This is a genomic window from Pseudomonas sp. G166, assembly GCF_037027455.2.
Lineage (GTDB): Bacteria > Pseudomonadota > Gammaproteobacteria > Pseudomonadales > Pseudomonadaceae > Aquipseudomonas.
In genome coordinates this window covers 930384-952388 of sequence record NZ_CP146985.1, presented here as the reverse complement: position 1 = coordinate 952388, position 22005 = coordinate 930384, and the positions used below count along the sequence as shown (strand labels likewise).

The window sequence follows — 22005 nt, the reverse complement described above, 5'->3', positions numbered from 1 at the left end:
TCAGTTTCCCGCGGCGCGACAAATCGCACCGAACTCATCTGCATTCAGGGACGCTCCACCAATGAGCCCCCCATCGATATCCGGCATGCCGAACAGTTCGACCGCATTGGCCGCCTTCACGCTGCCGCCGTATAGAAGCCGCACACCTCGTGCCACTTCAGAATTCTCTGCCGCCAACTGCGCGCGAATGGCGGCGTGCACATCCTGCGCCTGTTGCGGCGAAGCAGTCAGCCCGGTGCCAATGGCCCAGACCGGCTCGTAAGCAATGACTGCCTTTGCAAAAGCACCGACACCCAAGTCTTCTATGATGCTGCCCAGCTGACGCCCGACAACTTCAAGGGTCTTCCCAGCTTCACGCTGCTCGAGGGTTTCCCCTACACACAACACCGGAATCAGACCACAGGCCTGAGCCGCAGCAAATTTGCGAATCAAGGTGCTGTCCTGCTCGCGCATGATCAGGCGACGCTCTGAATGCCCGACCAAGACCAGGGAACAACCTGCATCCACCAACTGACTCGGCGCAATTTCACCGGTCAACGCGCCTTGCATGGGCTCCACCGCAGAATTCTGCGCGCCGACCGAAATCGACTTACCCTTCAAGCCATCAATCACTTGATTGATATACAAGCAGGGCGGGAATACCGCGACATCAACACCGCTTGGCAAGGCCAGATGACGAAGGCCATTGATCAGCTCAGCGACGCTGGCGCGGGTACCGTGCATCTTCCAGTTACCAGCTACCATAGGGCGACGCATGCTGTACCTCGTCGGTCAAAGTGGGCGCAGATGTTACCCAACCGATTCATGACTGGCAAGCCGAATTCAGGCAGAAACTTCAGTAACAAGTTTTGCCAGCTCTTCGGCATAACCGCGAACCTGTGCCTCATCCTCGCCCTCGACCATGACACGCACCAATGGCTCAGTGCCGGACTTGCGCAACAACACACGCCCGCGCCCGCCCATCGCCTGCGTTACACGCTCGCTGGCCTGCTTGACCGTCTCATGCTCGATCGGGTTCTCACCACCACCGAAACGCACGTTGATCAGCACCTGAGGACATTTACGCAAAGCCTGGCGCGACTGTGCGAGCCCTTCATTGCGCGCCTTGAGCGCCATCAGTACCTGCAAGGCAGCGATGATCGCATCACCCGTGGTGGTATGGTCGAAGCACACGATGTGACCGGAGTTCTCGCCCCCAATCACCCAACTGCGCTCCAGCAACTCCGAGATCACGTAGCGGTCACCCACATTGGCCCGCACGAAGGGGATATCCAGGTCCGCCAAGGCCAACTCGAGCCCGAGGTTGCTCATCAACGTACCGACCACTCCGCCCTGCAGCTTGCCGCGCGCGTGCAGATCGCGAGCAATGATGAACAGCAACTCATCACCATCGACAACCGTACCGGTGTGATCGACCATCAGGACTCGATCACCGTCGCCATCGAAGGCAATCCCCAGATCTGCCTGTTCGGCCAGCACCGCTGCCTGCAACGCCTCGGTATGGGTGGAGCCACAGTTGTGATTGATGTTCAGCCCGTTTGGCTGGGCAGAGAGCACAGCCACCTCGGCACCCAACTCGCGAAATACACTCGGCGCGACTTTATAGGTTGCACCATGAGCGCAATCGACCACGATTTTCAGGCCCGAAAAGCTGGTACCGGTCGGTACGCTGCCTTTGCAGAACTCGATGTAGCGCCCCGACGCATCGTTGATCCGCGACACTTTGCCGATCTTGCTCGACTCAACCACCGTCATCGGCGTGTCCAGCAGCTCTTCGATCATCAGCTCGATATCATCCGGCAGCTTGGTACCCTGGCCGGAGAAGAACTTGATGCCGTTGTCATCATGCGGGTTGTGCGAAGCACTGATCACGATGCCAGCCTGGGCCTGGAATGTACGCGTCAGGTAGGCAATGGCCGGCGTCGGCATCGGGCCCAACAGCATCACATCGGCGCCCGCCGACGTCAGGCCGGCCTCGAGCGCCGATTCGAACATGTAGCCGGAAATTCGGGTGTCCTTGCCGACCAGCACCTTGCAGGCTCCCATTTTGCGGAATGCCATGCCGGCCGCCCAGCCGAGCTTGAGCATGAAATCAGGGGTAATAGGGTATTCGCCGACCCGACCACGAATACCGTCGGTGCCAAAGTATTTCTTGCTCATAAGTGCTCCGTCATTCTTATTCGGCTGAATCCACTGCTGCGATCATCCGCACAACGTCCATCGTTTCGGCCACATCGTGCACCCGCAATATGCGCGCACCTTTTGTAATGGCCAAGGCAGCGAGCGCGAGACCACCATACAGGCGCTCTCCCACCGGACGACCCAGGGCATTGCCTATCATGCTCTTTCGCGAAACCCCGACCAACAGGGGCCGCCCCAGCGCATGCAAGGCATCCATATGTTTGAAAAGGCTCAGATTATGAGCCAGCGTCTTGGCAAAGCCGAACCCTGGATCAAGAATGACCCGCTCGGCCGGAATGCCCACAGCAGCACACTGATCCAGACGCTCCGCCAGGAACTCACCGACTTCCCTGGTCACATTCTGATAGTGCGGGTCGTTCTGCATGGTCCCGGGCTCGCCGAGCATATGCATCAGGCAAACCGGCAAACCAGTGGCGGCGGCAGCATCCAGGGCGCCATCGCGCTGCAAGGATCGTACATCGTTGATCAAGCCCGCGCCCAGTCGCGCAGTTTCGCGCATGACCGCCGGCGTGGAGGTATCGACCGATATAATGACATCGAGTTCGCGGTGTATACGCTCGACAATTGGCGCAACTCGCTCCAGCTCTTCGGTAGGCGAGACTGCCCGTGCGCCCGGCCGGGTCGATTCGCCACCAACGTCGATCAGCGTCGCACCGGCGGCCACCATCGCCTCGGCATGCCGCAACGCAGCGTCGAGCTGGCTGAATCGACCACCATCGGAAAAGGAATCGGGAGTGACATTGAGAATGCCCATGACATGCACATGGGCCAAATCAAGAACCCGGTTGCCGCAAGGCAACCGGGTCGAGGACTGAACAGAAGTCATTTCAAGCCTTAGACGTCAGCAGCCGGACCGCCGATCGGCGTTTCAGGACGCTCGCCCTGTACCGCAGGAGGCGTACCCGAGGTACCGGTACCACCAGACCAGTCCCGCGGTTCACGGGGTACACGACCGGCCATGATGTCGTCGATCTGGTCGGCATCAATGGTTTCGTACTTCATCAGGGCGTCAGCCATGGCATCGAGCTTGTCACGGTTGTCCGTGAGAATCTGCCTGGCAGTGCCATAGCATTGGTCAATGATGCTACGAACTTCGGAGTCGATCAGCTTGGCCGTCTCGCCAGAGAAACTGGCGTGCTGGCCGCTACCGCCACGACCGAGGAACACCTCGCCCTCCTCCTCGGCATACATCAACGGCCCCAGCTTCTCGGACAGCCCCCACTTGGTGACCATGTTTCGAGCAATCTGGCTGGCACGCATGATGTCATTGGAGGCACCAGTGGTCACACCGTCGAAGCCCAGGGTCATCTCCTCGGCAATACGACCGCCATACAACGAGCAGATCTGGCTGATCAGCGCTCGCTTGGACAGGCTGTAGCGATCTTCTTCCGGCAGGAACATGGTCACACCCAGGGCACGACCGCGCGGAATGATCGAGACCTTGTAGACCGGATCATGCTCGGGCACCACACGACCGACGATTGCATGACCCGCCTCGTGGTAAGCCGTGTTCTGCTTTTCTTTCTCCGACATGACCATGGATTTGCGCTCCGCGCCCATCATGATCTTGTCCTTGGCCAGTTCGAATTCCTTCATTTCCACGATGCGCTTGCCGGTACGAGCGGCGAACAGCGACGCTTCGTTGACCAGGTTCGCAAGGTCGGCACCGGAAAAGCCCGGCGTACCGCGAGCGATCACTGCCGGAGCAACATCGTCACCCATCGGCACTTTGCGCATGTGGACCTTGAGGATCTGCTCACGACCACGAATGTCCGGCAGCCCCACCACAACCTGACGGTCGAAACGGCCAGGACGCAGCAGCGCAGGGTCGAGTACGTCCGGACGGTTGGTGGCGGCGATCACGATGATGCCGTCATTCATTTCGAAACCGTCCATCTCGACCAACAACTGGTTGAGGGTCTGCTCGCGCTCGTCGTGACCGCCACCCATGCCGGCGCCACGATGGCGACCAACGGCGTCGATTTCATCGATGAAAATGATGCAAGGGGCGTGTTTCTTGGCCTGCTCGAACATGTCACGAACACGGCTGGCACCCACGCCAACGAACATTTCAACGAAATCGGAACCGGAAATGGTGAAGAACGGCACCTTGGCTTCGCCGGCAATAGCCTTGGCCAGCAAGGTTTTACCGGTACCCGGCGGGCCGACCATCAGAACGCCGCGTGGAATGCGGCCGCCCAATCGCTGGAACTTGCCCGGATCGCGCAGGAATTCGACCAGTTCACCGACCTCTTCCTTGGCTTCGTCGCAACCTGCAACGTCGGCCAGGGTAGTCTTTACCTGATCTTCCGAGAGCAGCCGGGCCTTGCTTTTACCAAAGCTCATCGGCCCGCCCTTGCCGCCGGCACCGCCCTGCATCTGGCGCATGAAGAACATGAACACCGCGATGATCACCAGGATCGGGAAGCTGGCCACCAGGAGTTGGGTCCAGATGCTTTGCTGCTCAGGCTGCTTGCCTTCGACCACGACATGATTGTCCACCAGGTCGCCGATCAGACCATTGTCCTGGATTGCCGGACGAATGGTCTTGAAGTTGTCGCCATCGGTGCGCTTGCCGGTAATCACATAGCCATCGACGGCCACGCGCTCGACCTTGCCATCCTTGACCTGCTGGATGAAGTCGGAATAGTTGAGGGTCTGCGGCTCGTTAGGGCTGGAGAAGTTGTTCATCACGGTCACAAGGACAGCGGCGATGATCAACCACAGGATCAGATTCTTTGCCATATCGTTCAATTAACTACCCTCTGAAGCAAGCTCCGCTACTGGCGCGCGCTTCGCATGATATTCACCGGCCTAACTTACTACATTACCTACGACTCTGGCAGGCGCCGTCTGTAACCCTTTGTGAAACTTTGGTCGCGTAATTTTCGTTACGCAACTTTCGCAACGCGAGACAAAAAAAACTATCGCCCCGTATCAAAGACGCTCATCGCTGGCTGCGCCTTCAATCCCGCGGAAGCCTCGCGCCAGCAGATACTGCTCGCGAGAGCGGTCGCGGGACGACAATGGCTTGCGCATTTGCACCTTGTCGAACAGTTTGCGCATGCCCTTGTGGTACTCGTCGAAGCCTTCACCTTGGAAGACCTTGATCAAAAAATCACCGCCCGGACGCAAAACCCGCCCGGCAAGATCCAGGGCCAGCTCGCTGAGGAACATTGCACGAGGCATGTCGACAGCCGCTAATCCACTCATATTGGGGGCCATATCGGAAATCACAAGGTCAACCTGCGTATTTCCGACGGCCTCCAGAATTTTTGCCAGGACGGCGTCTTCCGTGAAATCCCCCTGGATGAAGGTCACATCGGGGATGCTGTCCATTTCCAGGATATCGGAAGCGATCAAGCGGCCCTGACCGCCGATCAGACGACTGGTCACCTGGGACCACCCACCTGGCGCCGCGCCGAGGTCGATCACAGTCATGCCTGGACGGATCAAACGATCCTTTTCCTGAATCTCCAACAATTTATAGCTGGCACGCGAGCGATAGCCGTCTTTTTGCGCCATTTTGACGTATGGATCGTTGAAATGCTCTCTGAGCCAGTTCTGGCTAGTCTTGGAACGGGCCACGGGCCACCTCTAAAAATAAAACGGGTCGTGATTAAGTGGGCGGTCCCGGACTTGCTCGGGTAAACTGGCCGCCGCTTTTTACAAGATCAGACGCAGGGGTCAGATTATGCCGCTCACTCAAGAGCAGAAGAAACAATACAAATCCATTGGCCACCATCTGAAACCGGTTTTGACTGTGGCTGACAACGGTTTGACTGAAGGCGTACTCGCCGAACTGGAACGCGCGCTGAGCGATCACGAGCTGATCAAGATCAAGCTCAACATCCTCGATCGCGAAGCCCGCCTGGCTGCCGTTGCTGAACTGTGCAAGACCGGCAAGGCAGACCTGGTACAGGTCATCGGCAAAATGGCACTGATTTATCGCAAGAATTTCAGCGTCAACAAGCAACTGTCGAACGTTCACCGCTTCAAGTGATACCAAGGGTCAAGGGTGTGCTTCGCACACCCTGCCACTCCATCCGGGAACCGGCTGCAACACCAGCACCAATCCGGAAAACCCCAGCACCAGGTAACTGAATACCTGCCACTGGCTCGCTTGCGGCCAGCCAAGACGCACCGCAAAAAACATCCCGCACGCGTACAACGCCATGAGCAGCAATTGCCCACGAATGTCGCGCCATAGACTGGCAAGGCCCTCGGCCTGAACCAGCACCAAAGCCTGGAACACCACACACACCGCGCAGAATCCCACCAACAGCGCCGTCAGCATGCCGGCAATTTCATCGATAAGCAGCGGCGCCAGGCCGATTCGGCCCAGCACCGGCAGCAAACCGACGTGCAACAACCAGACGCCGCCCACCCATAACATCTGGGTGAGCTGCCAGATCATGGCGCCAGCACGCAGCGGGCGCCTTCGCTCAGATATGACGGACTTCGACAATCTCATACTCGATGACGCCACTTGGCGTCTTCACAGCCACCACATCTCCCTCTTCCTTGGCAATCAAGGCGCGAGCGATAGGCGAACCAACAGAGATCTTGCCAAGCTTGATGTCTGCCTCGTCCTCACCAACGATCTGGTAAGTGACGCTTTCATCAGTCTCGACGTTGGCGATTTCCACGGTAGTACCAAAGATTACCTTGCCGGTGTGCGGGATCGTCGTGACATCGATGACGACCGCATTCTGCATGCGGCCTTCGATGTCGCGGATACGCGCCTCGACCATACCCTGCTGCTCGCGAGCAGCATGGTATTCGGCGTTTTCCTTCAGGTCACCCAGCTCCCGGGCGGTGCCAATGTCCTGGCTGAGCTTCGGACGAATGACCTTGGTCAGGTGAGCGTGTTCTTCTTCCAGGGCCTTCGCGCCCTGAACAGTCATCGGGTACTTGGTTATGCTCATGCCTTCAATCCTGCATGTAGATCCTGCAAGCGACGCACGGTCTTCTCGGGACCGAACTTGAGCGCTTCGCAGATCGCTTCGCCGGCAGCAATGGTCGTGGTGCAGTAGATCTTGTGCTGCAGCGCATTGCGACGAATGGAGTAGGAGTCAGCGATCGACTGACGACCTTCGGTGGTGTTGATGATCAGCGTGACTTCGTCATTCTTGATCATGTCGACCACGTGCGGACGCCCTTCGGTCACCTTGTTCACGCGGCGCACTTTCAGGCCTGCCGCTTCGATCAGCTTGGCAGTGCCGGCCGTGGCGACCACTTCAAAGCCCAAGTTGATCAGATCACGGGCCACGCCTGCAACCAGTGGCTTGTCGTCATCACGCACGCTGATGAACGCCGTACCGCCAGTCGGCAGCACTTCGCTGGCGCCCATCTGGGCCTTGGCAAAGGCTTCGCCGAAGGTATCGCCCACGCCCATCACTTCACCGGTGGACTTCATTTCCGGGCCGAGGATCGGGTCCACGCCAGGGAACTTGGCGAATGGGAATACCGCCTCTTTCACGCTGTAGAAGTTCGGGATGATTTCCTTGGTGAAGTTCAGCTCTTTCAGGGTCTTACCGGCCATGACCCGTGCAGCGATCATCGCCAGGGAAACACCGATGCACTTGGAGACGAACGGTACGGTCCGGGAAGCGCGCGGGTTGACTTCGATGACGTAGATATCCTCACCCTGCAGGGCGAGCTGCACGTTCATCAGGCCGATGACACCCAGCTCCAGGGCCATTTTCTTGACCTGCTCGCGCATCTCATCCTGGATGTGGGCCGGCAACGAGTAAGGCGGCAGCGAACAGGCAGAGTCACCGGAGTGAACACCGGCCTGCTCGATGTGCTGCATGATCGCGCCAATCACCACGTCCTTGCCGTCGCTGACCGCATCCACGTCCATTTCGATGGCGCAGTTGAGGAAGTGGTCCAGCAGCACCGGGCTGTCGTTGGACACCTGGACCGCTTCACGCAGGTAACGCTTGAGTTCGTCTTCCTGGTACACAATTTCCATCGCACGACCGCCCAATACATAGGACGGACGCACCACCAGCGGGTAACCGATCTTGGCTGCGGCACGAATCGCTTCGTCCTCGCTGCGCACGGTGGCGTTCGGCGGCTGACGCAGGTTCAGGCGCTCGACCATCTGCTGGAAGCGCTCACGGTCTTCGGCGCGGTCGATCGCATCCGGGCTGGTACCAATGATCGGCACACCGGCAGCTTCGAGGGCGCGAGCCAGTTTCAGCGGGGTCTGGCCGCCGTACTGGACGATCACACCTTTAGGTTTCTCGACGCGGACGATTTCCAGCACGTCTTCCAGGGTCACTGGTTCGAAATACAGGCGATCGGAGGTGTCGTAGTCGGTGGATACGGTTTCCGGGTTGCAGTTGACCATGATGGTCTCGTACCCGTCATCGCGCAGGGCCAGTGCCGCGTGCACACAGCAGTAGTCAAACTCGATACCCTGACCGATCCGGTTAGGACCGCCACCCAGGATCATGATCTTGTCGCGGGTCGACGGCGCGGCTTCGCATTCTTCTTCGTACGTGGAGTACAGGTAAGCAGTGTCGGTGGCGAACTCGGCCGCGCAGGTGTCGACGCGCTTGTAGACCGGGAACACTTCCAGCTTGTGGCGATGAGCACGCAGGCTCTTCTCGGTCACACCCAGCAGCTTGGCCAGGCGCATGTCGGAGAAACCCTTGCGCTTGAGGCGGAACATCGTGTCGTGGTCGATGCTGGACATGCCCAGGGTCTTGACCTTCTCTTCTTCCTTGATCAGATCTTCGATCTGTACCAGGAACCAAGGGTCGATCATGTTCATGCCGAAGATCTGCTCGACAGTCATGCCGGCACGGAAGGCATCAGCCACGTACCAGATGCGCTCGGCGCCCGGCACGGTCAGCTCGCGCTTGAGCACGCTCATGCTTTCCGGATCATTCAGGTCCAGCTTCGGATCGAGACCGCAGACACCCACTTCCAGGCCGCGAAGGGCTTTCTGCAGGGATTCCTGGAAGGTCCGGCCGATGGCCATGACTTCACCGACCGACTTCATCTGAGTGGTCAGGCGGGCGTCAGCCTTGGCGAACTTCTCGAAGGCGAAACGTGGCAGCTTGGTGACGACGTAGTCGATGGACGGCTCGAAGGACGCCGGGGTCTTGCCGCCGGTGATGTCGTTCGACAGCTCGTCCAGGGTGTAGCCCACGGCCAGCTTGGCAGCGACCTTGGCAATCGGGAAACCGGTGGCTTTCGAGGCCAGGGCCGAGGAACGGGACACCCGCGGGTTCATCTCGATGACCACCATGCGGCCGGTATTCGGGCAGATGCCGAACTGGACGTTGGAGCCGCCGGTTTCCACGCCGATCTCACGCAATACCGCCAGGGAGGCGTTACGCAGGATCTGGTATTCCTTGTCGGTCAGGGTCTGGGCCGGTGCGACGGTGATCGAGTCACCGGTGTGCACACCCATCGGGTCGAAGTTTTCGATGGAGCAGACGATGATGCAGTTGTCCTTTTTGTCGCGGACAACTTCCATTTCGTATTCTTTCCAGCCGATCAGGGATTCGTCGATCAGCAGCTCTTTGGTCGGCGACAGGTCCAGGCCACGGGCGCAGATTTCTTCGAATTCTTCACGGTTGTAAGCAATGCCGCCACCGGTGCCACCCATGGTGAAGGATGGACGGATGATGCATGGGAAGCCCAGGCGTTCCAGGACCGCATTGGCCTCTTCCATGCTGTGGGCGATACCCGAGCGCGGGCAGTCCAGGCCGATGGATTTCATCGCCTTGTCGAAACGCGAACGGTCTTCGGCCTTGTCGATGGTGTCGGCGTTGGCGCCGATCATTTCCACACCGAATTTCTCCAGGACGCCTTCGCGCTCCAGGTCCAGGGCGCAGTTCAGCGCGGTCTGGCCACCCATGGTCGGCAGCAGTGCGTCCGGGCGTTCTTTCTCGATGATCTTGGCAACGGTCTGCCACTTGATCGGCTCGATGTAGGTGGCGTCGGCCATGGCCGGGTCGGTCATGATGGTGGCCGGGTTGGAGTTCACCAGGATGACGCGGTAACCCTCTTCGCGCAGGGCCTTACAGGCCTGGGCGCCGGAGTAGTCGAATTCGCAGGCCTGGCCGATCACGATCGGGCCAGCGCCGAGAATCAGGATGCTTTTTATGTCTGTACGTTTTGGCATGGGTTTGTCACTCAAATCCGCAGGTCAGTCGGCTAGGCCGTCGAACAATCTTTGTAGCGCCCGAAGGGGCCGCCGCACTCGGGGCCGCCTTCGGGCTTCACGCCGTCAGCGTCGCTTGGCCATCTCATTGATGAAGCGATCGAACAGCGGCGCCACATCGTTCGGGCCCGGGCTGGCTTCAGGGTGGCCCTGGAAGCTGAACGCGCTCTTGTCGGTACGCTCGATGCCTTGCAGCGTGCCATCGAACAGCGACTTATGGATCGCTCGCACGTTGGCTGGCAGGGTCGCTTCATCCACCGCAAAACCGTGGTTCTGGCTGGTGATCATGACCACGCCAGTGTCCAGGTCCTGCACCGGGTGGTTTGCACCGTGGTGGCCGTGCCCCATCTTCAAGGTCTTGGCGCCCGAAGCCAGGGCCAGCAACTGGTGGCCGAGGCAGATACCGAATACCGGGATCTCGGTTTCCAGCACGTCTTTGATCGCTTGGATCGCGTAGTCGCAAGGCTCGGGGTCACCCGGGCCATTGGACAGGAACACGCCATCGGGCTTGAGGGCCAGGACGTCCGCCGCTGGGGTTTGCGCCGGCACCACGGTCACGCGGCAACCACGCTCTACCAGCATGCGCAGGATATTCAGCTTGACGCCGTAGTCATACGCAACCACGTGATACGGCAGCTCGGACGCTTCGATCGTCGCGTGACTGTCGGTTTTCAGATCCCAGACCGTGGAGCGCCACTCGTACTGCTTCTTGGTACTGACGACTTTCGCCAGGTCCATGCCTTTGAGACCCGGGAAACCCTGGGCGGCAGCGATGGCGGCTGCTTCGGAAACGTTGTCACCGGCCATGATGCAGCCGTTCTGCGCGCCTTTTTCCCGCAGGATGCGGGTCAGGCGACGGGTGTCGATACCGGCGATCGCCACAACATTGTTGGCTTTCAGGTAATCGGACAGGGACATCGTGTTACGCCAGTTGCTCGCTACCAGCGGCAAGTCACGAATGACCAGGCCGGCGGACCAGACACGATCAGACTCGGCGTCTTCTGGCGTGGTGCCAGTGTTGCCGATGTGTGGGTAAGTCAGGGTAACGATTTGCTGGGCGTAGGAAGGATCGGTAAGAATTTCCTGATAGCCGGTCATTGCGGTGTTAAACACCACCTCACCAACGGTCTGACCGTCGGCTCCAATGGCTTCGCCGCGAAAAATGCTGCCATCAGCAAGGGCGAGTATGGCTGGCTTAGTCAAGAAGACCTCCCGTAAATAAAGCCTGAAAGGGCGATCGCAGGTTGTAAAAAAGCGGAGTGACGTATGGACACGTCACCCCGCTTCTTCACTGAATTATTCTGCGCGCTTTTAGTGGACACACTAAAGCTGTAGCTTACAGAAAAAGGCTTTTTTGGTCCACCGCTAATGAGCCTTAAAGGCAGGGGAATGCGACAGGTCGTCGCGAAGCGGTGTAAAACGGGGGGCTCAGTATAACTGAACCCCCTGCCAATGGCATCAACGCAGGTCGAGAACGTCCTGCATGTCGTACAAGCCAGGCTCGCGACCATCCAGCCACAACGCGGCACGCACGGCCCCCTTGGCGAAGGTCATCCGGCTGGAAGCCTTGTGCGTAATCTCCAGGCGCTCGCCTTCTGTGGCGAACAGCACGGTGTGGTCGCCCACCACGTCACCACCGCGCACAGTAGCGAAACCAATGGTGTCGCGCTCTCGAGCACCGGTATACCCCTGGCGCCCATACACAGCCACTTTCTGCAGATCACGACCCAGCGCATCGGCAATCACCTCACCCATGCGCAAGGCTGTTCCCGAAGGCGCGTCAATCTTGTGCCGGTGATGCGCCTCGATGATCTCGATATCCGCATCGTCACCCAAGACCCGAGCCGCCATGTCCAGCAGCTTCAGCGACAGGTTCACGCCCACGCTGAAGTTCGCCGCGAACACGATCGGAATGTCTTTACCCGCCTCGGCCAGCAGTTGCTTTTGTGCAGCGTCCAACCCGGTGGTGCCGATGACCATGGCCTTGCCATGCTTGCGGCAAATGGCGAGGTTTTTCAGCATCACTTCCGGCAGCGTGAAGTCGATCAGAACATCAAACTCATCGAGCACACGCTCCAGACCACCGGACATCGGCACGCCGATACGCCCCAGCGATGCCAGCTCGCCAGCATCGGCGCCGACCAGCGTACTGTCAGGCCGAACGATGGCAGCCGTCAGGCCAGAAAGCGGCGAGCGCTGCTGCACCGCCTCGACCAACGCCTTACCCATGCGCCCCGCAGCGCCCATCACAGCTATACGTCGCATGGCGACCTCCTTACAGATCGCCGAAGAAGCGCTTCACGCCTTCGAACCAACCGGTGGTTTTCGGAGAGTGACTGTTGTCATCCGCCAGCGAGCTGCGGAACTCCTCCAGCAATTCACGCTGGCGCCGGCTCAGGTTGACCGGAGTCTCCACCGCCACACGACACATCAGGTCACCCGCACCGCCACCACGCACTGGCGCAACGCCCTTGCCACGAATCCGGAACTGCTTGCCGGTTTGCGTACCCTCAGGGATCTTCAGCTTGACGCGACCGTCAAGGGTCGGGATCTCAAGCTCGCCGCCCAAGGCTGCATCGACAAAACTGATCGGCACTTCGCAGAACAGATGCTTGCCATCGCGCTGGAAAATCGCGTGCTCACGCACATTGATGACAACGTACAGGTCGCCGGTCGGGCCACCCTGGGCGCCCGCCTCGCCTTCGCCGGACAGACGAATGCGGTCACCGGTATCGACACCGGCCGGCACTTTCACCGACAGCGTCTTGTACTCTTCGACACGCCCTTCGCCGTGGCAGGAGTCGCACGGGTCGGAAATGATCTTGCCCTGGCCATGGCAACGCGGGCAGGTCTGCTGCACCGAGAAGAAGCCCTGCTGCATGCGGACCTGACCGATGCCACCGCAGGTTGGGCACGTCACAGGCGAGGAGCCCTTCTTGGCGCCCGAACCATCGCACGGCTTGCAATTGACCAGCGTTGGAACGCGGATATTGACGGTAGTACCGCGCACCGCCTCTTCCAGGTTCAACTCCAACGTGTAGCGTAAATCGCTGCCACGCTGCGCGCCGCCTCGAGCACCGCCGCGACCACCGCCGAAGAAGTCGCTGAACACATCGCCGAAAATATCGGAGAAATTCTGACCGCCAAAACCGGCGCCGCCGCCACCCATGCTTGGGTCGACGCCGGCATGACCGTACTGGTCGTAAGCCGCGCGCTTGCTCGAATCGGACAGTACTTCGTAGGCCTCGTTGGCCTCCTTGAACATCTCTTCCGACGCTTTGTCGCCGGGATTACGGTCCGGGTGGTGCTTCATCGCCAAGCGACGATAGGCCTTTTTCAGGTCTGCCTCGCTGGCCCCCCGCTCGACACCCAATACTTCGTAAAAGTCACGCTTTGCCATTAGTCTTTGCACTCTTATAGGACGTCCGGCAAACCTCTCCTGAACCTTGCCAAACTCGTTGAGCCCCAATACAGGCCCGGACCCAACTCACGTCGATTCAACGATCCTGGTCTTTAATCTTTCAGCCAGGTACCCGGCCAAAACGCGGTGTATGTCGTTCGGAAAGCAGGAGCATTCCCGATCACACCACCAGCATCCGAGCGCTGTCGCATGCTGTAAAAATTCACTGACTCCAGACACGCCAACGCGGGAGCAAGCTCCCGCGCGGCGACATCCTACCAGCCACCGCACAAATGCAGTCAACCGGCCGACCAACAAGCGATTACTTGTGGTCTTTCACTTCTTCGAACTCGGCATCGACGACGTCGTCAGCCTTTTCAGCCGACTCGCCTTGCTGCGCAGCGCCTTCCGCGGGCTGGGCCTGCTCGGCGTACATCTTCTGAGCCACTGGAGCAGAGACCTTGGACAACTCTTCGATCTTCGCCTCGATGGCAGCCTTGTCGTCGCCTTTGACGGCAGCTTCCAGGGCAACCACGGCCGCTTCGATGGCGGTTTTCTCTTCCGCAGTCACTTTTTCGCCAGCATCAGCGATCATTTTGCGAGTCGAGTGCACCAGGGCATCGCCTTGGTTGCGAGCGCTGGCCAGCTCTTCGAACTTGCGGTCTTCCTCGGCGTTGACTTCAGCATCGCGAACCATCTGCTGAATTTCTTCCTCGGACAGACCGGAGTTGGCCTTGATCACGATCGACTGGGTCTTGCCAGTGGCCTTGTCTTTCGCGCCGACGTGCAGGATGCCGTTGGCGTCGATGTCGAAGGTCACTTCGATCTGTGGCACACCACGTGGAGCCGGTGGAATCTCGGCCAGGTCGAACTTGCCCAGGGATTTGTTCTGGGCAGCCTGCTTGCGCTCGCCTTGCAGCACGTGGATGGTCACGGCGCCCTGGTTGTCGTCGGCGGTCGAGAACACTTGGGATTTCTTGGTAGGAATCGTGGTGTTTTTCTCGATCAGCGCAGTCATCACGCCACCCATGGTTTCGATACCCAGGGTCAGCGGGCTGACGTCGAGCAGCAGAACGTCCTTCACATCACCAGCCAGAACGGCGCCCTGGATGGCAGCACCCATGGCAACGGCTTCGTCCGGGTTAACGTCTTTACGCGCTTCTTTACCGAAGAAATCGGTCACCAGCTTTTGAACCAGTGGCATACGGGTCTGACCGCCCACCAGGATCACGTCGTTGATTGCGCCAACGTCGATACCGGCGTCTTTCATCGCAATGCGGCAAGGTTCGATGGTGCGCTGAACCAGGTCTTCCACCAGCGCTTCGAGCTTGGCGCGGGAGATTTTCACGTTCAGGTGCTTCGGACCGGTGGCATCTGCAGTGATGTACGGCAGGTTCACGTCGGTCGACTGGCTCGAGGACAGTTCGATCTTGGCTTTTTCAGCAGCTTCTTTCAGGCGCTGCATGGCCAGCGGGTCACCCTTGAGGTTCATGCCGCTTTCTTTCTTGAACTCGTCGACGAGGTAGTCGATCAGGCGGATGTCAAAGTCTTCACCACCGAGGAAGGTGTCACCGTTGGTGGCCAACACTTCGAACTGGTGCTCGCCATCGACTTCAGCGATCTCGATTACCGAGACGTCGAAGGTACCGCCACCGAGGTCATAAACGATCACGGTGTGATCGCCCTTGGCCTTGTCCATGCCGTAGGCCAGAGCGGCCGCGGTCGGTTCGTTGATGATACGTTTTACGTCCAGGCCCGCAATGCGGCCGGCGTCTTTGGTTGCCTGGCGCTGGCTGTCGTTGAAGTAGGCAGGAACAGTGATGACCGCTTCAGTCACCGCCTCGCCGAGATAGTCTTCGGCGGTCTTCTTCATTTTCTTCAGGATTTCAGCCGAGATCTGTGGCGGCGCCATTTTCTGGCCGTTCACTTCAACCCAGGCGTCGCCATTGTCAGCCTTGGCGATTTTGTAAGGCACCATCTTGATGTCTTTCTGAACGACTTCTTCGTCGAACTTGCGACCGATCAGACGCTTCACCGCGTACAGGGTGTTATGCGGATTGGTCACTGCCTGACGCTTGGCCGACTGGCCAACCAGAATCTCGCCATCGTTGGCGTACGCAATGATCGACGGCGTGGTACGCGCGCCTTCAGCGTTTTCGATCACTTTGGCCTTGCCGTTTTCCAGCACGGAGACGCACGAGTTGGTGGTCCCCAGGTCGATACCGATAATCTTGCCCATGTTAACTCTCCCGGAACTTGGATTTTGTTGCCGCAGCAGTGGTGGCTAACTGCGGTAGCACTTAAACGCTTGACTTCTTAATGGGGCCGTTATGGCCGATTTCAAGCCTGCTCATCAATAGAAGGCGAAACCGGTGCCGGCGTCTTGCTGACCACCACCATGGCCGGGCGCAACAGACGACCGTTGAGCAGGTAACCTTTCTGGAAAACCTTCAGGACGCTGTTAGGCTCGACGTCTGCGCTTTCCTGCATCGCCATGGCCTGGTGGTGCTCGGCGTTGAAAGGCTCGCCGTGTGGATCAAGGGCCTCGAGCTGGTAGCGCTTGAGGGTGTCCTGGAACATTTTCAGGGTCAGTTCGATGCCTTCGCGCATCGGACGAATGTTCTCGTCGTCCGGATTGGACAGTTCCAGACCGCGCTCCAGGCTGTCGATGATCGGCAGCAGGTCGCTTGCGAAACGTTCCAGGGCGAATTTATGAGCCTTCTCTACATCCTGCTCGGCGCGACGGCGGACATTCTGCAGGTCGGCTGCTACACGCAACGCCTGATCCTGCGCACCGGCCAGTTGCTCCTCGAGCACTTGTACACGCGCCGCCAGGTCGTCACCCGAACCCTGGGGAGCCTGATTGGCGTCTAGATTTTGCGTGTCCTGCGTCTGTTCGTCAGCCATAGATTTCTCCTTTCAACTTCGTCCGCGAGCTCGACTCGCGCTTCTGCCCCGGTATATGGGGCCGGGTTTTTAAGCTTCAAGGGCCGTCCGACGAATTAACCTTACAAAAAACAGCTGCTTTTCATTCCTCGCCGCGCTAAGAAACTCATTGCCTCAAGCAAATCGAGCTAAGCGAAGGCATTGTCAGCCCGAAACAAAACACTGTATAAATAACCAGACCTAAAGCCTGGGAGCGGCCTTATGCTGGTGCACCTGTCCGTACATAACTACGCCATCGTCGAACACCTCGACCTCGAGCTCGATCGAGGCATGAGCGTGATCACCGGTGAAACCGGTGCCGGCAAATCGATCATGCTCGACGCCCTGGGCCTTACGCTGGGCGATCGCGCCGACAGTGGCGTGGTGCGCCCCGGTGCGGACAAAGCCGACATCCTGGCGACATTCGACCTGGTCGACATCCCCGAGGCCAGCACCTGGCTGGCCGAACGCGATCTGGACACCGATGGCCTGTGCATCTTGCGCCGGGTCATTACTGCCGAAGGCCGCTCCCGGGGCTACATCAACGGCACGCCCTGCCCCTTGGGCGACCTCAAGGCCCTCGGCGAACTGTTGATCGATATCCATAGCCAGCATGAACACCAGTCCCTGCTCAAGACGGATACTCATCGCCGCCTGCTGGATGAATATGCCGGCGCCACCGATCTGGCGCGCCAGGTGCAACTGGCCGCCCAGCGCTGGCGCCAGACCCGACAGGAATTGGACCGCCTCTCCAACTCCGGCGACGAACAGCGGGCACGGCACCAGCTGTTGAGCTATCAGCTCGAAGAGCTGGAAAACCTGGCCCTGGGCGAAAATGAACTGGAAGAACTGGAGCAGGAACACAAGAACCTGACCAACGCCGAAACCCTGCTGGGCATCTGTCGCCAAGTGGTCGAGCAATGCAGCGAGAGCGATTCGGGCAATGTGCTCAATGCGCTGACGGCGAGCCTGAACCGCCTCTCCAGCGTAAACAATTCGGTGGGCGCCCTGAGCGAAGCGACCAACCTGCTGACGAGCGCGCAGATCCAGGTCGAAGAAGCCGTCGGGGAACTGAACCGGTTTCTTGATCATTTCGACGCCGACCCGGCGCGCCTCCAGTATCTGGAAGAGCGTCTGGACACTATTTATACGCTGGCACGCAAACACCGAGTCCAGCCAACCGACGTTGCCGAACTCCAGCAGCGGTTACTGGAAGAGCTGGAAACCCTGAACGCCAACGATGAATCCATCGAGCGCCTGGGAGACGAACTGGCCTCCTATGCCCGTCATTATCAGGAAAGGGCAAACGAGCTCAGCGCACTGCGCCACCAAGCCGCAACCGGCCTGGCCAGTGCCGTGGAACAGGAAATCCAGCGCTTGGGCATGCCGGGCGGGCGTTTTACCATCGAGCTGCGCCGCAACGCTGGCGACGAGCTTCAACCCAATGGGCTGGAGCAGGTGGAGCTACTGGTCAGTGCCAACCCCGGGCAACCGCTCAAGGCCCTGGCCAAGGTCGCATCCGGTGGCGAACTGTCACGGATCAGCCTGGCCATCCAGGTCATCACGGCGCAGACCTCGCGCGTACCGACGCTGGTATTCGACGAAGTGGACGTGGGCATTGGCGGCCCCACGGCGGAGATTGTCGGCCAGTTGCTGCGCCGGCTGGGTGAGCGTGGCCAAGTGCTGACGGTGACTCACCTGCCCCAGGTCGCCGCCCAGGGACACCAACATTTATTCGTGCACAAAGTGCGCGGCGAAGACGCCACGCGCACAGCAGTGTCCAAACTCAACAAAAACGAGCGTGTGGAAGAAGTGGCCCGAATGCTCGGGGGGATCGATCTCACCAAGGAATCCCTGGCTCACGCGAAAAAAATGGTCGTCGCCGCAAAAATCTAATAAAAGCCGCACAGCAAGAAGGCGACCCTAGGGTCGCCTTCTTTCGTTTTGGGAGCTGTGGGCTCACGCAACGAGCTTACTTCCTCTTGCGTACATGCAAGACGAGATGGTGATCGATCAGCTCGAAGCCATACTCTTCAGCAATTTCTTTTTGCAGCGCTTCGATTTCCGGACTGATGAATTCGATAACCTCACGGGTATCCACGTTCACCATGTGATCGTGGTGTTCCCCGTCAGCCAATTCAAAGACCGCATGACCGCCATCGAAATTATGACGAGCCACAAGACCCGCAGCCTCAAACTGAGTCAGAACACGGTAAACCGTGGCCAGACCAACGTCCTCGCCAGCCTCCATAAGCGCCTTGTAGACGTCTTCGGCACTCATGTGACGCTGCTCTGCGGAATCGAGCATTTGTAGAATCTTGACCCGTGGCAGGGTCACTTTGAGGCCGGCTTTGCGTAGTTCGCTATTTTCAACCATGGTCAGCTTTCTCGCGATGCTGCTTCGCAGCTTCTCTTAATGCGGGTATGATCGGCGTTTACGTTGTCCCAGCCAAGATAGTGGAAGTCGCCCACCGATGCAAAACACCAAGCTCTTGCTAACCAGTTTCACCTTTGTGGGACTGCTCGCACTCGCCGGTTGTTCATTCCCCGGGGTTTACAAAATCGACATCCAGCAGGGCAATGTCGTCACGCAGGACATGATAGACCAGTTACGCCCGGGAATGACCCGCCGGCAAGTACGGTTTATCATGGGCAACCCTCTGCTGACCGACACGTTCCATGCCGATCGCTGGGATTACCTGTACAGCTTGCAGCCTGGCGGCGGCGAGCGCCAACAGGAACGCATCAGCGTTATCTTCAGCCCCAATGACCAACTCGTCAGCCTGTCGGGCGATTTCATGCCTGGCGTGAGCCGCGACGAGGCCATCATGGGCAAGGACAGCGGCACCACCGTGACCGATCCGACCCAGAAGGCCGAACAGCCAAAACCGGAAAAACCGGCCAAGCCAGGTTCGTTGCTGGACCAGATCCAGAAGGATGTGGACAAAGTCGAAACCGTACCGGTCCCGACTCCAGAACCTCTGGATACCTCGCCGCAATAAAACGCGACGTAAAAAAACCCGGCATGCCGGGTTTTTTATTGCCCGCGATTCAGGCTTGGCTATTGATCAGATTGGCGTGCTTGAGCAGCCTTGGCCGCACGCAAGCGACGAATTTCTTTCGGATCGGCCAGCAAAGGTCGATAAATCTCCAGCCGATCAGCCGCCTGCACCACCCGCCGATCAGGATCGGCGATCACTTTGCCAAAAATCCCCACCGGGCAAGTCGCCAGATCCAGCTCCGGGAACGCATCAGTAATGCCCGATGCCTTCAGCGCTGCGCGAACACTCGTGCCTTGCGGCACTGCAAATGTGCGCAAGACTTGGCGGTCGACGCTGGCATATACCACTTCTACTTCGATCAACGCTTGAGCTCGGCATTCTGCTTGGCACGCTGGCAGAACGCGTCGACCAGGGTATTGGCCGCCTGATTGAACAGCGGCCCCAATGTGGCTCGTACCAACGGCCCCGCATAATCGAACGACAGATCGAGGCTGATCTTGCAGGCCTTCTCACCCAGCGGCTTGAACACCCAGACACCGTGGAGCTGATTGAAAGGCCCCTCTTCCAGATTCATCTCGATGGACTGCCCAGGCACCAGGGTATTGCGCGTGACAAAGCGCTGGCTCAACCCGCCCTTGGCGATGTTGAGGCCGGCGCGCATATGGATTTCGGAGCTCTCAAGCACCTCGGCGGAGGAACACCAAGGCAAGAACTCCGGGTAACTCGCCACATCATTGACCAAGTCATACAGGGCCTGTGCCGGATAGGGCAGCAAGGCTGAGCGTTGAATGTGTGTCGTCATGTAAGCGTCACTTCCACAGCTGGGCGGCAAACACTACGAGAATGCCGATGGGCGCCACATAGCGCATCAAGAACAGGCTCAAGGCGAACAAGACAGGGCTGCGCAGCGACAACTCATCACGCACCGCCTCACGCCCCATGATCCATCCTGCAAACACCACGAAACACAAACCACCCAGTGGCAGCATGATCCGTGATGTGAAGAAATCAATCACGCCGAAGAAGTCCAGCCCTCCGGTTGCTCCCCACTGGTAGAGGTGGAACAGCCCGTCTTCGTTCACGAAAAACTTGGCCTGCTTCCATATATTGAAGGAAAACACCGTACCCAGACCCACGAACCAGCAGGTAAACGCCAGCCAGAACGTTACCCAGGCGCGGCTGAGCCGGGTCCGTTCAACCAGGTAGGCCACCATCGGCTCCAGCAGGGAAATGGCCGAACTCCATGCCGCAATAGCCACCAGGACAAAAAACACCACGCCCATCACCTGACCGAACGCCATGCTGCCAAAGGCAAAGGGCAGACTGACAAACATCAGTCCTGGCCCTTCGCTGGGGTTCAGGCCGGCGGCGAACACAATTGGAAACAAAGCCACACCCGCCAGCAGCGACACGAAGGTATCCAACAGTGCGACGCCGACAACGGTCCGGGTCAGGGACGCCCCCTTGGGCATGTAGGCGCCGTAGATCATGATCGAGCCGACCCCAACGCTCAGGGAGAAGAAGGCATGCCCCATGGCGGGCAACAGACCGTCCAGCACTTTCTGCGGCTGGAAATCGAACATGAAGTGCAGGCCCTCCATGAAATGCCCGGTGGTCATGCTGTACCCCAGCAGCACCAGGATCATCACGAACAGCAGCGGCATCATGATCCGCAGGCTGCGCTCAAGCCCCGCGACGACGCCTCGGGCAATCACCACCGCAGAGAGCACCATGAAGATCGTATGCCAGAGGGTCAGTCTCCAGGGATCGGCAATCACGTTGCCAAAGTAGGCACCGACCTGATCAGGCGTCACACCTTGAAAGTCCCCACGCCCCATGTCGATGATGTAGTCCAGCGACCAGCCACCCACCACACTATAGAAAGACAGGATCAGCAGCGCCGTGATCATCCCGGCGAACGCGCCCCACGACCATTTGGGCGAATGCCCCGCTGCCACCGCCAGCACCTTCAAGGCATTGGCCGGGCTTTGCCGGGCACGACGGCCGATCAGGGTTTCGGCCAGCATCACTGGCGCCCCGATCAGCGCAATGCAGGCCAGAAACATCAGTACGAAGGCGCCACCACCGTAGACGCCGACCATGTAGGGGAATTTCCAGATACTGCCCAGCCCCACCGCCGAACCGGTTGCAGCGAATATAAAGACCCAGCGGCTAGCCCAACTGCCGTGGACAGAAACCTTGTCTGTCGACATCGTGATCACGCCCAGCGTTCGAAAAAGAGGCCGCATTGTCCGGGATTCACTCAACGTGCTCAAGCACGCAGCTTCACC

At 59.1% G+C, this 22005-nt stretch carries 20 protein-coding genes; 3 read left to right on the top strand and 17 right to left on the bottom strand.

Annotated elements, in window-relative coordinates; translation table 11 throughout:
* From tpiA to rlmE, 5 genes are all read right to left on the bottom strand, one after another.
* The gene (tpiA, locus tag SGN16_RS04100; protein WP_210642801.1) at positions 1-756 is read right to left on the bottom strand and encodes a triose-phosphate isomerase; all 756 of its coding nucleotides are present in this window, start codon (positions 754-756) and stop codon (positions 1-3) included.
* A gap of 66 nt (positions 757-822) precedes the next feature.
* Positions 823-2160, bottom strand: a complete 1338-nt coding sequence (glmM, locus tag SGN16_RS04095) for a phosphoglucosamine mutase (protein ID WP_335943902.1) — start codon at positions 2158-2160, stop codon at positions 823-825.
* Positions 2161-2176: 16 nt separating this feature from the next.
* The gene (gene folP, locus SGN16_RS04090) at positions 2177-3028 is read right to left on the bottom strand and encodes a dihydropteroate synthase (protein ID WP_210642799.1); all 852 of its coding nucleotides are present in this window, start codon (positions 3026-3028) and stop codon (positions 2177-2179) included.
* An 8-nt stretch (positions 3029-3036) separates the two neighbouring features.
* Positions 3037-4947 (bottom strand): ATP-dependent zinc metalloprotease FtsH, encoded by a 1911-nt coding sequence (gene ftsH, locus SGN16_RS04085; protein ID WP_335943903.1) that lies wholly within the window; start codon positions 4945-4947, stop codon positions 3037-3039.
* A 192-nt stretch (positions 4948-5139) separates the two neighbouring features.
* The gene (rlmE, locus tag SGN16_RS04080) at positions 5140-5790 is read right to left on the bottom strand and encodes a 23S rRNA (uridine(2552)-2'-O)-methyltransferase RlmE (RefSeq protein WP_210642797.1); all 651 of its coding nucleotides are present in this window, start codon (positions 5788-5790) and stop codon (positions 5140-5142) included.
* A 106-nt stretch (positions 5791-5896) separates the two neighbouring features.
* On the opposite strand from rlmE, the gene SGN16_RS04075 reads away from it, so the two are divergent.
* Positions 5897-6205, top strand: coding sequence for a YhbY family RNA-binding protein (locus SGN16_RS04075; RefSeq protein WP_003197704.1), 309 nt, complete (start codon positions 5897-5899; stop codon positions 6203-6205).
* A 9-nt stretch (positions 6206-6214) separates the two neighbouring features.
* Here SGN16_RS04075 and SGN16_RS04070 read toward each other — a convergent pair whose 3' ends face one another.
* The 8 genes from SGN16_RS04070 to grpE form a co-directional block, all read right to left on the bottom strand.
* Entirely contained in the window at positions 6215-6619 is a 405-nt protein-coding gene (locus tag SGN16_RS04070) for an MFS transporter (RefSeq protein WP_210642796.1), read from the bottom strand.
* A gap of 28 nt (positions 6620-6647) precedes the next feature.
* Positions 6648-7124 carry a transcription elongation factor GreA gene (gene greA, locus SGN16_RS04065; RefSeq protein ID WP_210645098.1) on the bottom strand — a complete coding sequence of 159 codons (477 nt, stop codon included), beginning with the start codon at positions 7122-7124 and terminating at the stop codon, positions 6648-6650.
* 2 nt (positions 7125-7126) lie between these two features.
* Entirely contained in the window at positions 7127-10348 is a 3222-nt protein-coding gene (gene carB, locus SGN16_RS04060) for a carbamoyl-phosphate synthase large subunit (RefSeq protein ID WP_123342831.1), read from the bottom strand.
* A 105-nt stretch (positions 10349-10453) separates the two neighbouring features.
* Entirely contained in the window at positions 10454-11590 is a 1137-nt protein-coding gene (gene carA / locus SGN16_RS04055) for a glutamine-hydrolyzing carbamoyl-phosphate synthase small subunit (RefSeq protein WP_210642795.1), read from the bottom strand.
* A 255-nt stretch (positions 11591-11845) separates the two neighbouring features.
* Entirely contained in the window at positions 11846-12652 is an 807-nt protein-coding gene (gene dapB, locus SGN16_RS04050) for a 4-hydroxy-tetrahydrodipicolinate reductase (protein WP_335943904.1), read from the bottom strand.
* Between the two features lie 10 nt (positions 12653-12662).
* Entirely contained in the window at positions 12663-13787 is a 1125-nt protein-coding gene (gene dnaJ, locus SGN16_RS04045; RefSeq protein WP_003177841.1) for a molecular chaperone DnaJ, read from the bottom strand.
* 322 nt (positions 13788-14109) lie between these two features.
* Entirely contained in the window at positions 14110-16026 is a 1917-nt protein-coding gene (gene dnaK, locus SGN16_RS04040) for a molecular chaperone DnaK (protein WP_210642793.1), read from the bottom strand.
* A 101-nt stretch (positions 16027-16127) separates the two neighbouring features.
* Complete coding sequence (grpE, locus tag SGN16_RS04035) at positions 16128-16694, bottom strand: nucleotide exchange factor GrpE (protein ID WP_210642792.1); 567 nt, start codon at positions 16692-16694, stop codon at positions 16128-16130.
* 240 nt (positions 16695-16934) lie between these two features.
* On the opposite strand from grpE, the gene recN reads away from it, so the two are divergent.
* Complete coding sequence (recN, locus tag SGN16_RS04030; protein WP_210642791.1) at positions 16935-18608, top strand: DNA repair protein RecN; 1674 nt, start codon at positions 16935-16937, stop codon at positions 18606-18608.
* 76 nt (positions 18609-18684) lie between these two features.
* On the opposite strand, the gene fur is transcribed toward recN, so the two are convergent.
* Positions 18685-19089: a ferric iron uptake transcriptional regulator gene (gene fur / locus SGN16_RS04025; protein WP_210642790.1), complete on the bottom strand. Its 405-nt coding sequence runs from the start codon at positions 19087-19089 to the stop codon at positions 18685-18687.
* A 97-nt stretch (positions 19090-19186) separates the two neighbouring features.
* Between fur and SGN16_RS04020 the strand changes: the two genes are divergently transcribed.
* Positions 19187-19714: an outer membrane protein assembly factor BamE gene (locus tag SGN16_RS04020; RefSeq protein WP_210642789.1), complete on the top strand. Its 528-nt coding sequence runs from the start codon at positions 19187-19189 to the stop codon at positions 19712-19714.
* A gap of 59 nt (positions 19715-19773) precedes the next feature.
* Here SGN16_RS04020 and SGN16_RS04015 read toward each other — a convergent pair whose 3' ends face one another.
* The 3 genes from SGN16_RS04015 to SGN16_RS04005 are packed head-to-tail and all read right to left on the bottom strand — an operon-like array spanning position 19774 to position 21927.
* Positions 19774-20076, bottom strand: coding sequence for an RnfH family protein (locus SGN16_RS04015; protein WP_335943905.1), 303 nt, complete (start codon positions 20074-20076; stop codon positions 19774-19776).
* Positions 20073-20516, bottom strand: coding sequence for a type II toxin-antitoxin system RatA family toxin (locus SGN16_RS04010; protein ID WP_210642787.1), 444 nt, complete (start codon positions 20514-20516; stop codon positions 20073-20075). The genes SGN16_RS04015 and SGN16_RS04010 overlap by 4 nt, the downstream gene beginning before the upstream one ends.
* Positions 20517-20523: 7 nt before the next feature.
* The gene (locus SGN16_RS04005; protein WP_210642786.1) at positions 20524-21927 is read right to left on the bottom strand and encodes a sodium-dependent transporter; all 1404 of its coding nucleotides are present in this window, start codon (positions 21925-21927) and stop codon (positions 20524-20526) included.
* Positions 21928-22005: the final 78 nt, after the last annotated feature.

What these genes read in the sequence shown, in the direction of transcription:
- dnaK (WP_210642793.1), bottom strand. Translation starts at nt 16,026, where the DNA reads ATGGGCAAGATTATCGGTATCGACCTGGGGACCACCAACTCGTGCGTC.
- dnaJ (WP_003177841.1), bottom strand. Translation starts at nt 13,787, where the DNA reads ATGGCAAAGCGTGACTTTTACGAAGTATTGGGTGTCGAGCGGGGGGCC.
- dapB (WP_335943904.1), bottom strand. Translation starts at nt 12,652, where the DNA reads ATGCGACGTATAGCTGTGATGGGCGCTGCGGGGCGCATGGGTAAGGCG.
- tpiA (WP_210642801.1), bottom strand. Translation starts at nt 756, where the DNA reads ATGCGTCGCCCTATGGTAGCTGGTAACTGGAAGATGCACGGTACCCGC.
- carB (WP_123342831.1), bottom strand. Translation starts at nt 10,348, where the DNA reads ATGCCAAAACGTACAGACATAAAAAGCATCCTGATTCTCGGCGCTGGC.
- fur (WP_210642790.1), bottom strand. Translation starts at nt 19,089, where the DNA reads ATGGTTGAAAATAGCGAACTACGCAAAGCCGGCCTCAAAGTGACCCTG.
- SGN16_RS04005 (WP_210642786.1), bottom strand. Translation starts at nt 21,927, where the DNA reads ATGTCGACAGACAAGGTTTCTGTCCACGGCAGTTGGGCTAGCCGCTGG.
- SGN16_RS04010 (WP_210642787.1), bottom strand. Translation starts at nt 20,516, where the DNA reads ATGACGACACACATTCAACGCTCAGCCTTGCTGCCCTATCCGGCACAG.
- recN (WP_210642791.1), top strand. Translation starts at nt 16,935, where the DNA reads ATGCTGGTGCACCTGTCCGTACATAACTACGCCATCGTCGAACACCTC.
- folP (WP_210642799.1), bottom strand. Translation starts at nt 3,028, where the DNA reads ATGACTTCTGTTCAGTCCTCGACCCGGTTGCCTTGCGGCAACCGGGTT.
- SGN16_RS04020 (WP_210642789.1), top strand. Translation starts at nt 19,187, where the DNA reads ATGCAAAACACCAAGCTCTTGCTAACCAGTTTCACCTTTGTGGGACTG.
- SGN16_RS04070 (WP_210642796.1), bottom strand. Translation starts at nt 6,619, where the DNA reads ATGATCTGGCAGCTCACCCAGATGTTATGGGTGGGCGGCGTCTGGTTG.
- SGN16_RS04075 (WP_003197704.1), top strand. Translation starts at nt 5,897, where the DNA reads ATGCCGCTCACTCAAGAGCAGAAGAAACAATACAAATCCATTGGCCAC.
- grpE (WP_210642792.1), bottom strand. Translation starts at nt 16,694, where the DNA reads ATGGCTGACGAACAGACGCAGGACACGCAAAATCTAGACGCCAATCAG.
- ftsH (WP_335943903.1), bottom strand. Translation starts at nt 4,947, where the DNA reads ATGGCAAAGAATCTGATCCTGTGGTTGATCATCGCCGCTGTCCTTGTG.
- glmM (WP_335943902.1), bottom strand. Translation starts at nt 2,160, where the DNA reads ATGAGCAAGAAATACTTTGGCACCGACGGTATTCGTGGTCGGGTCGGC.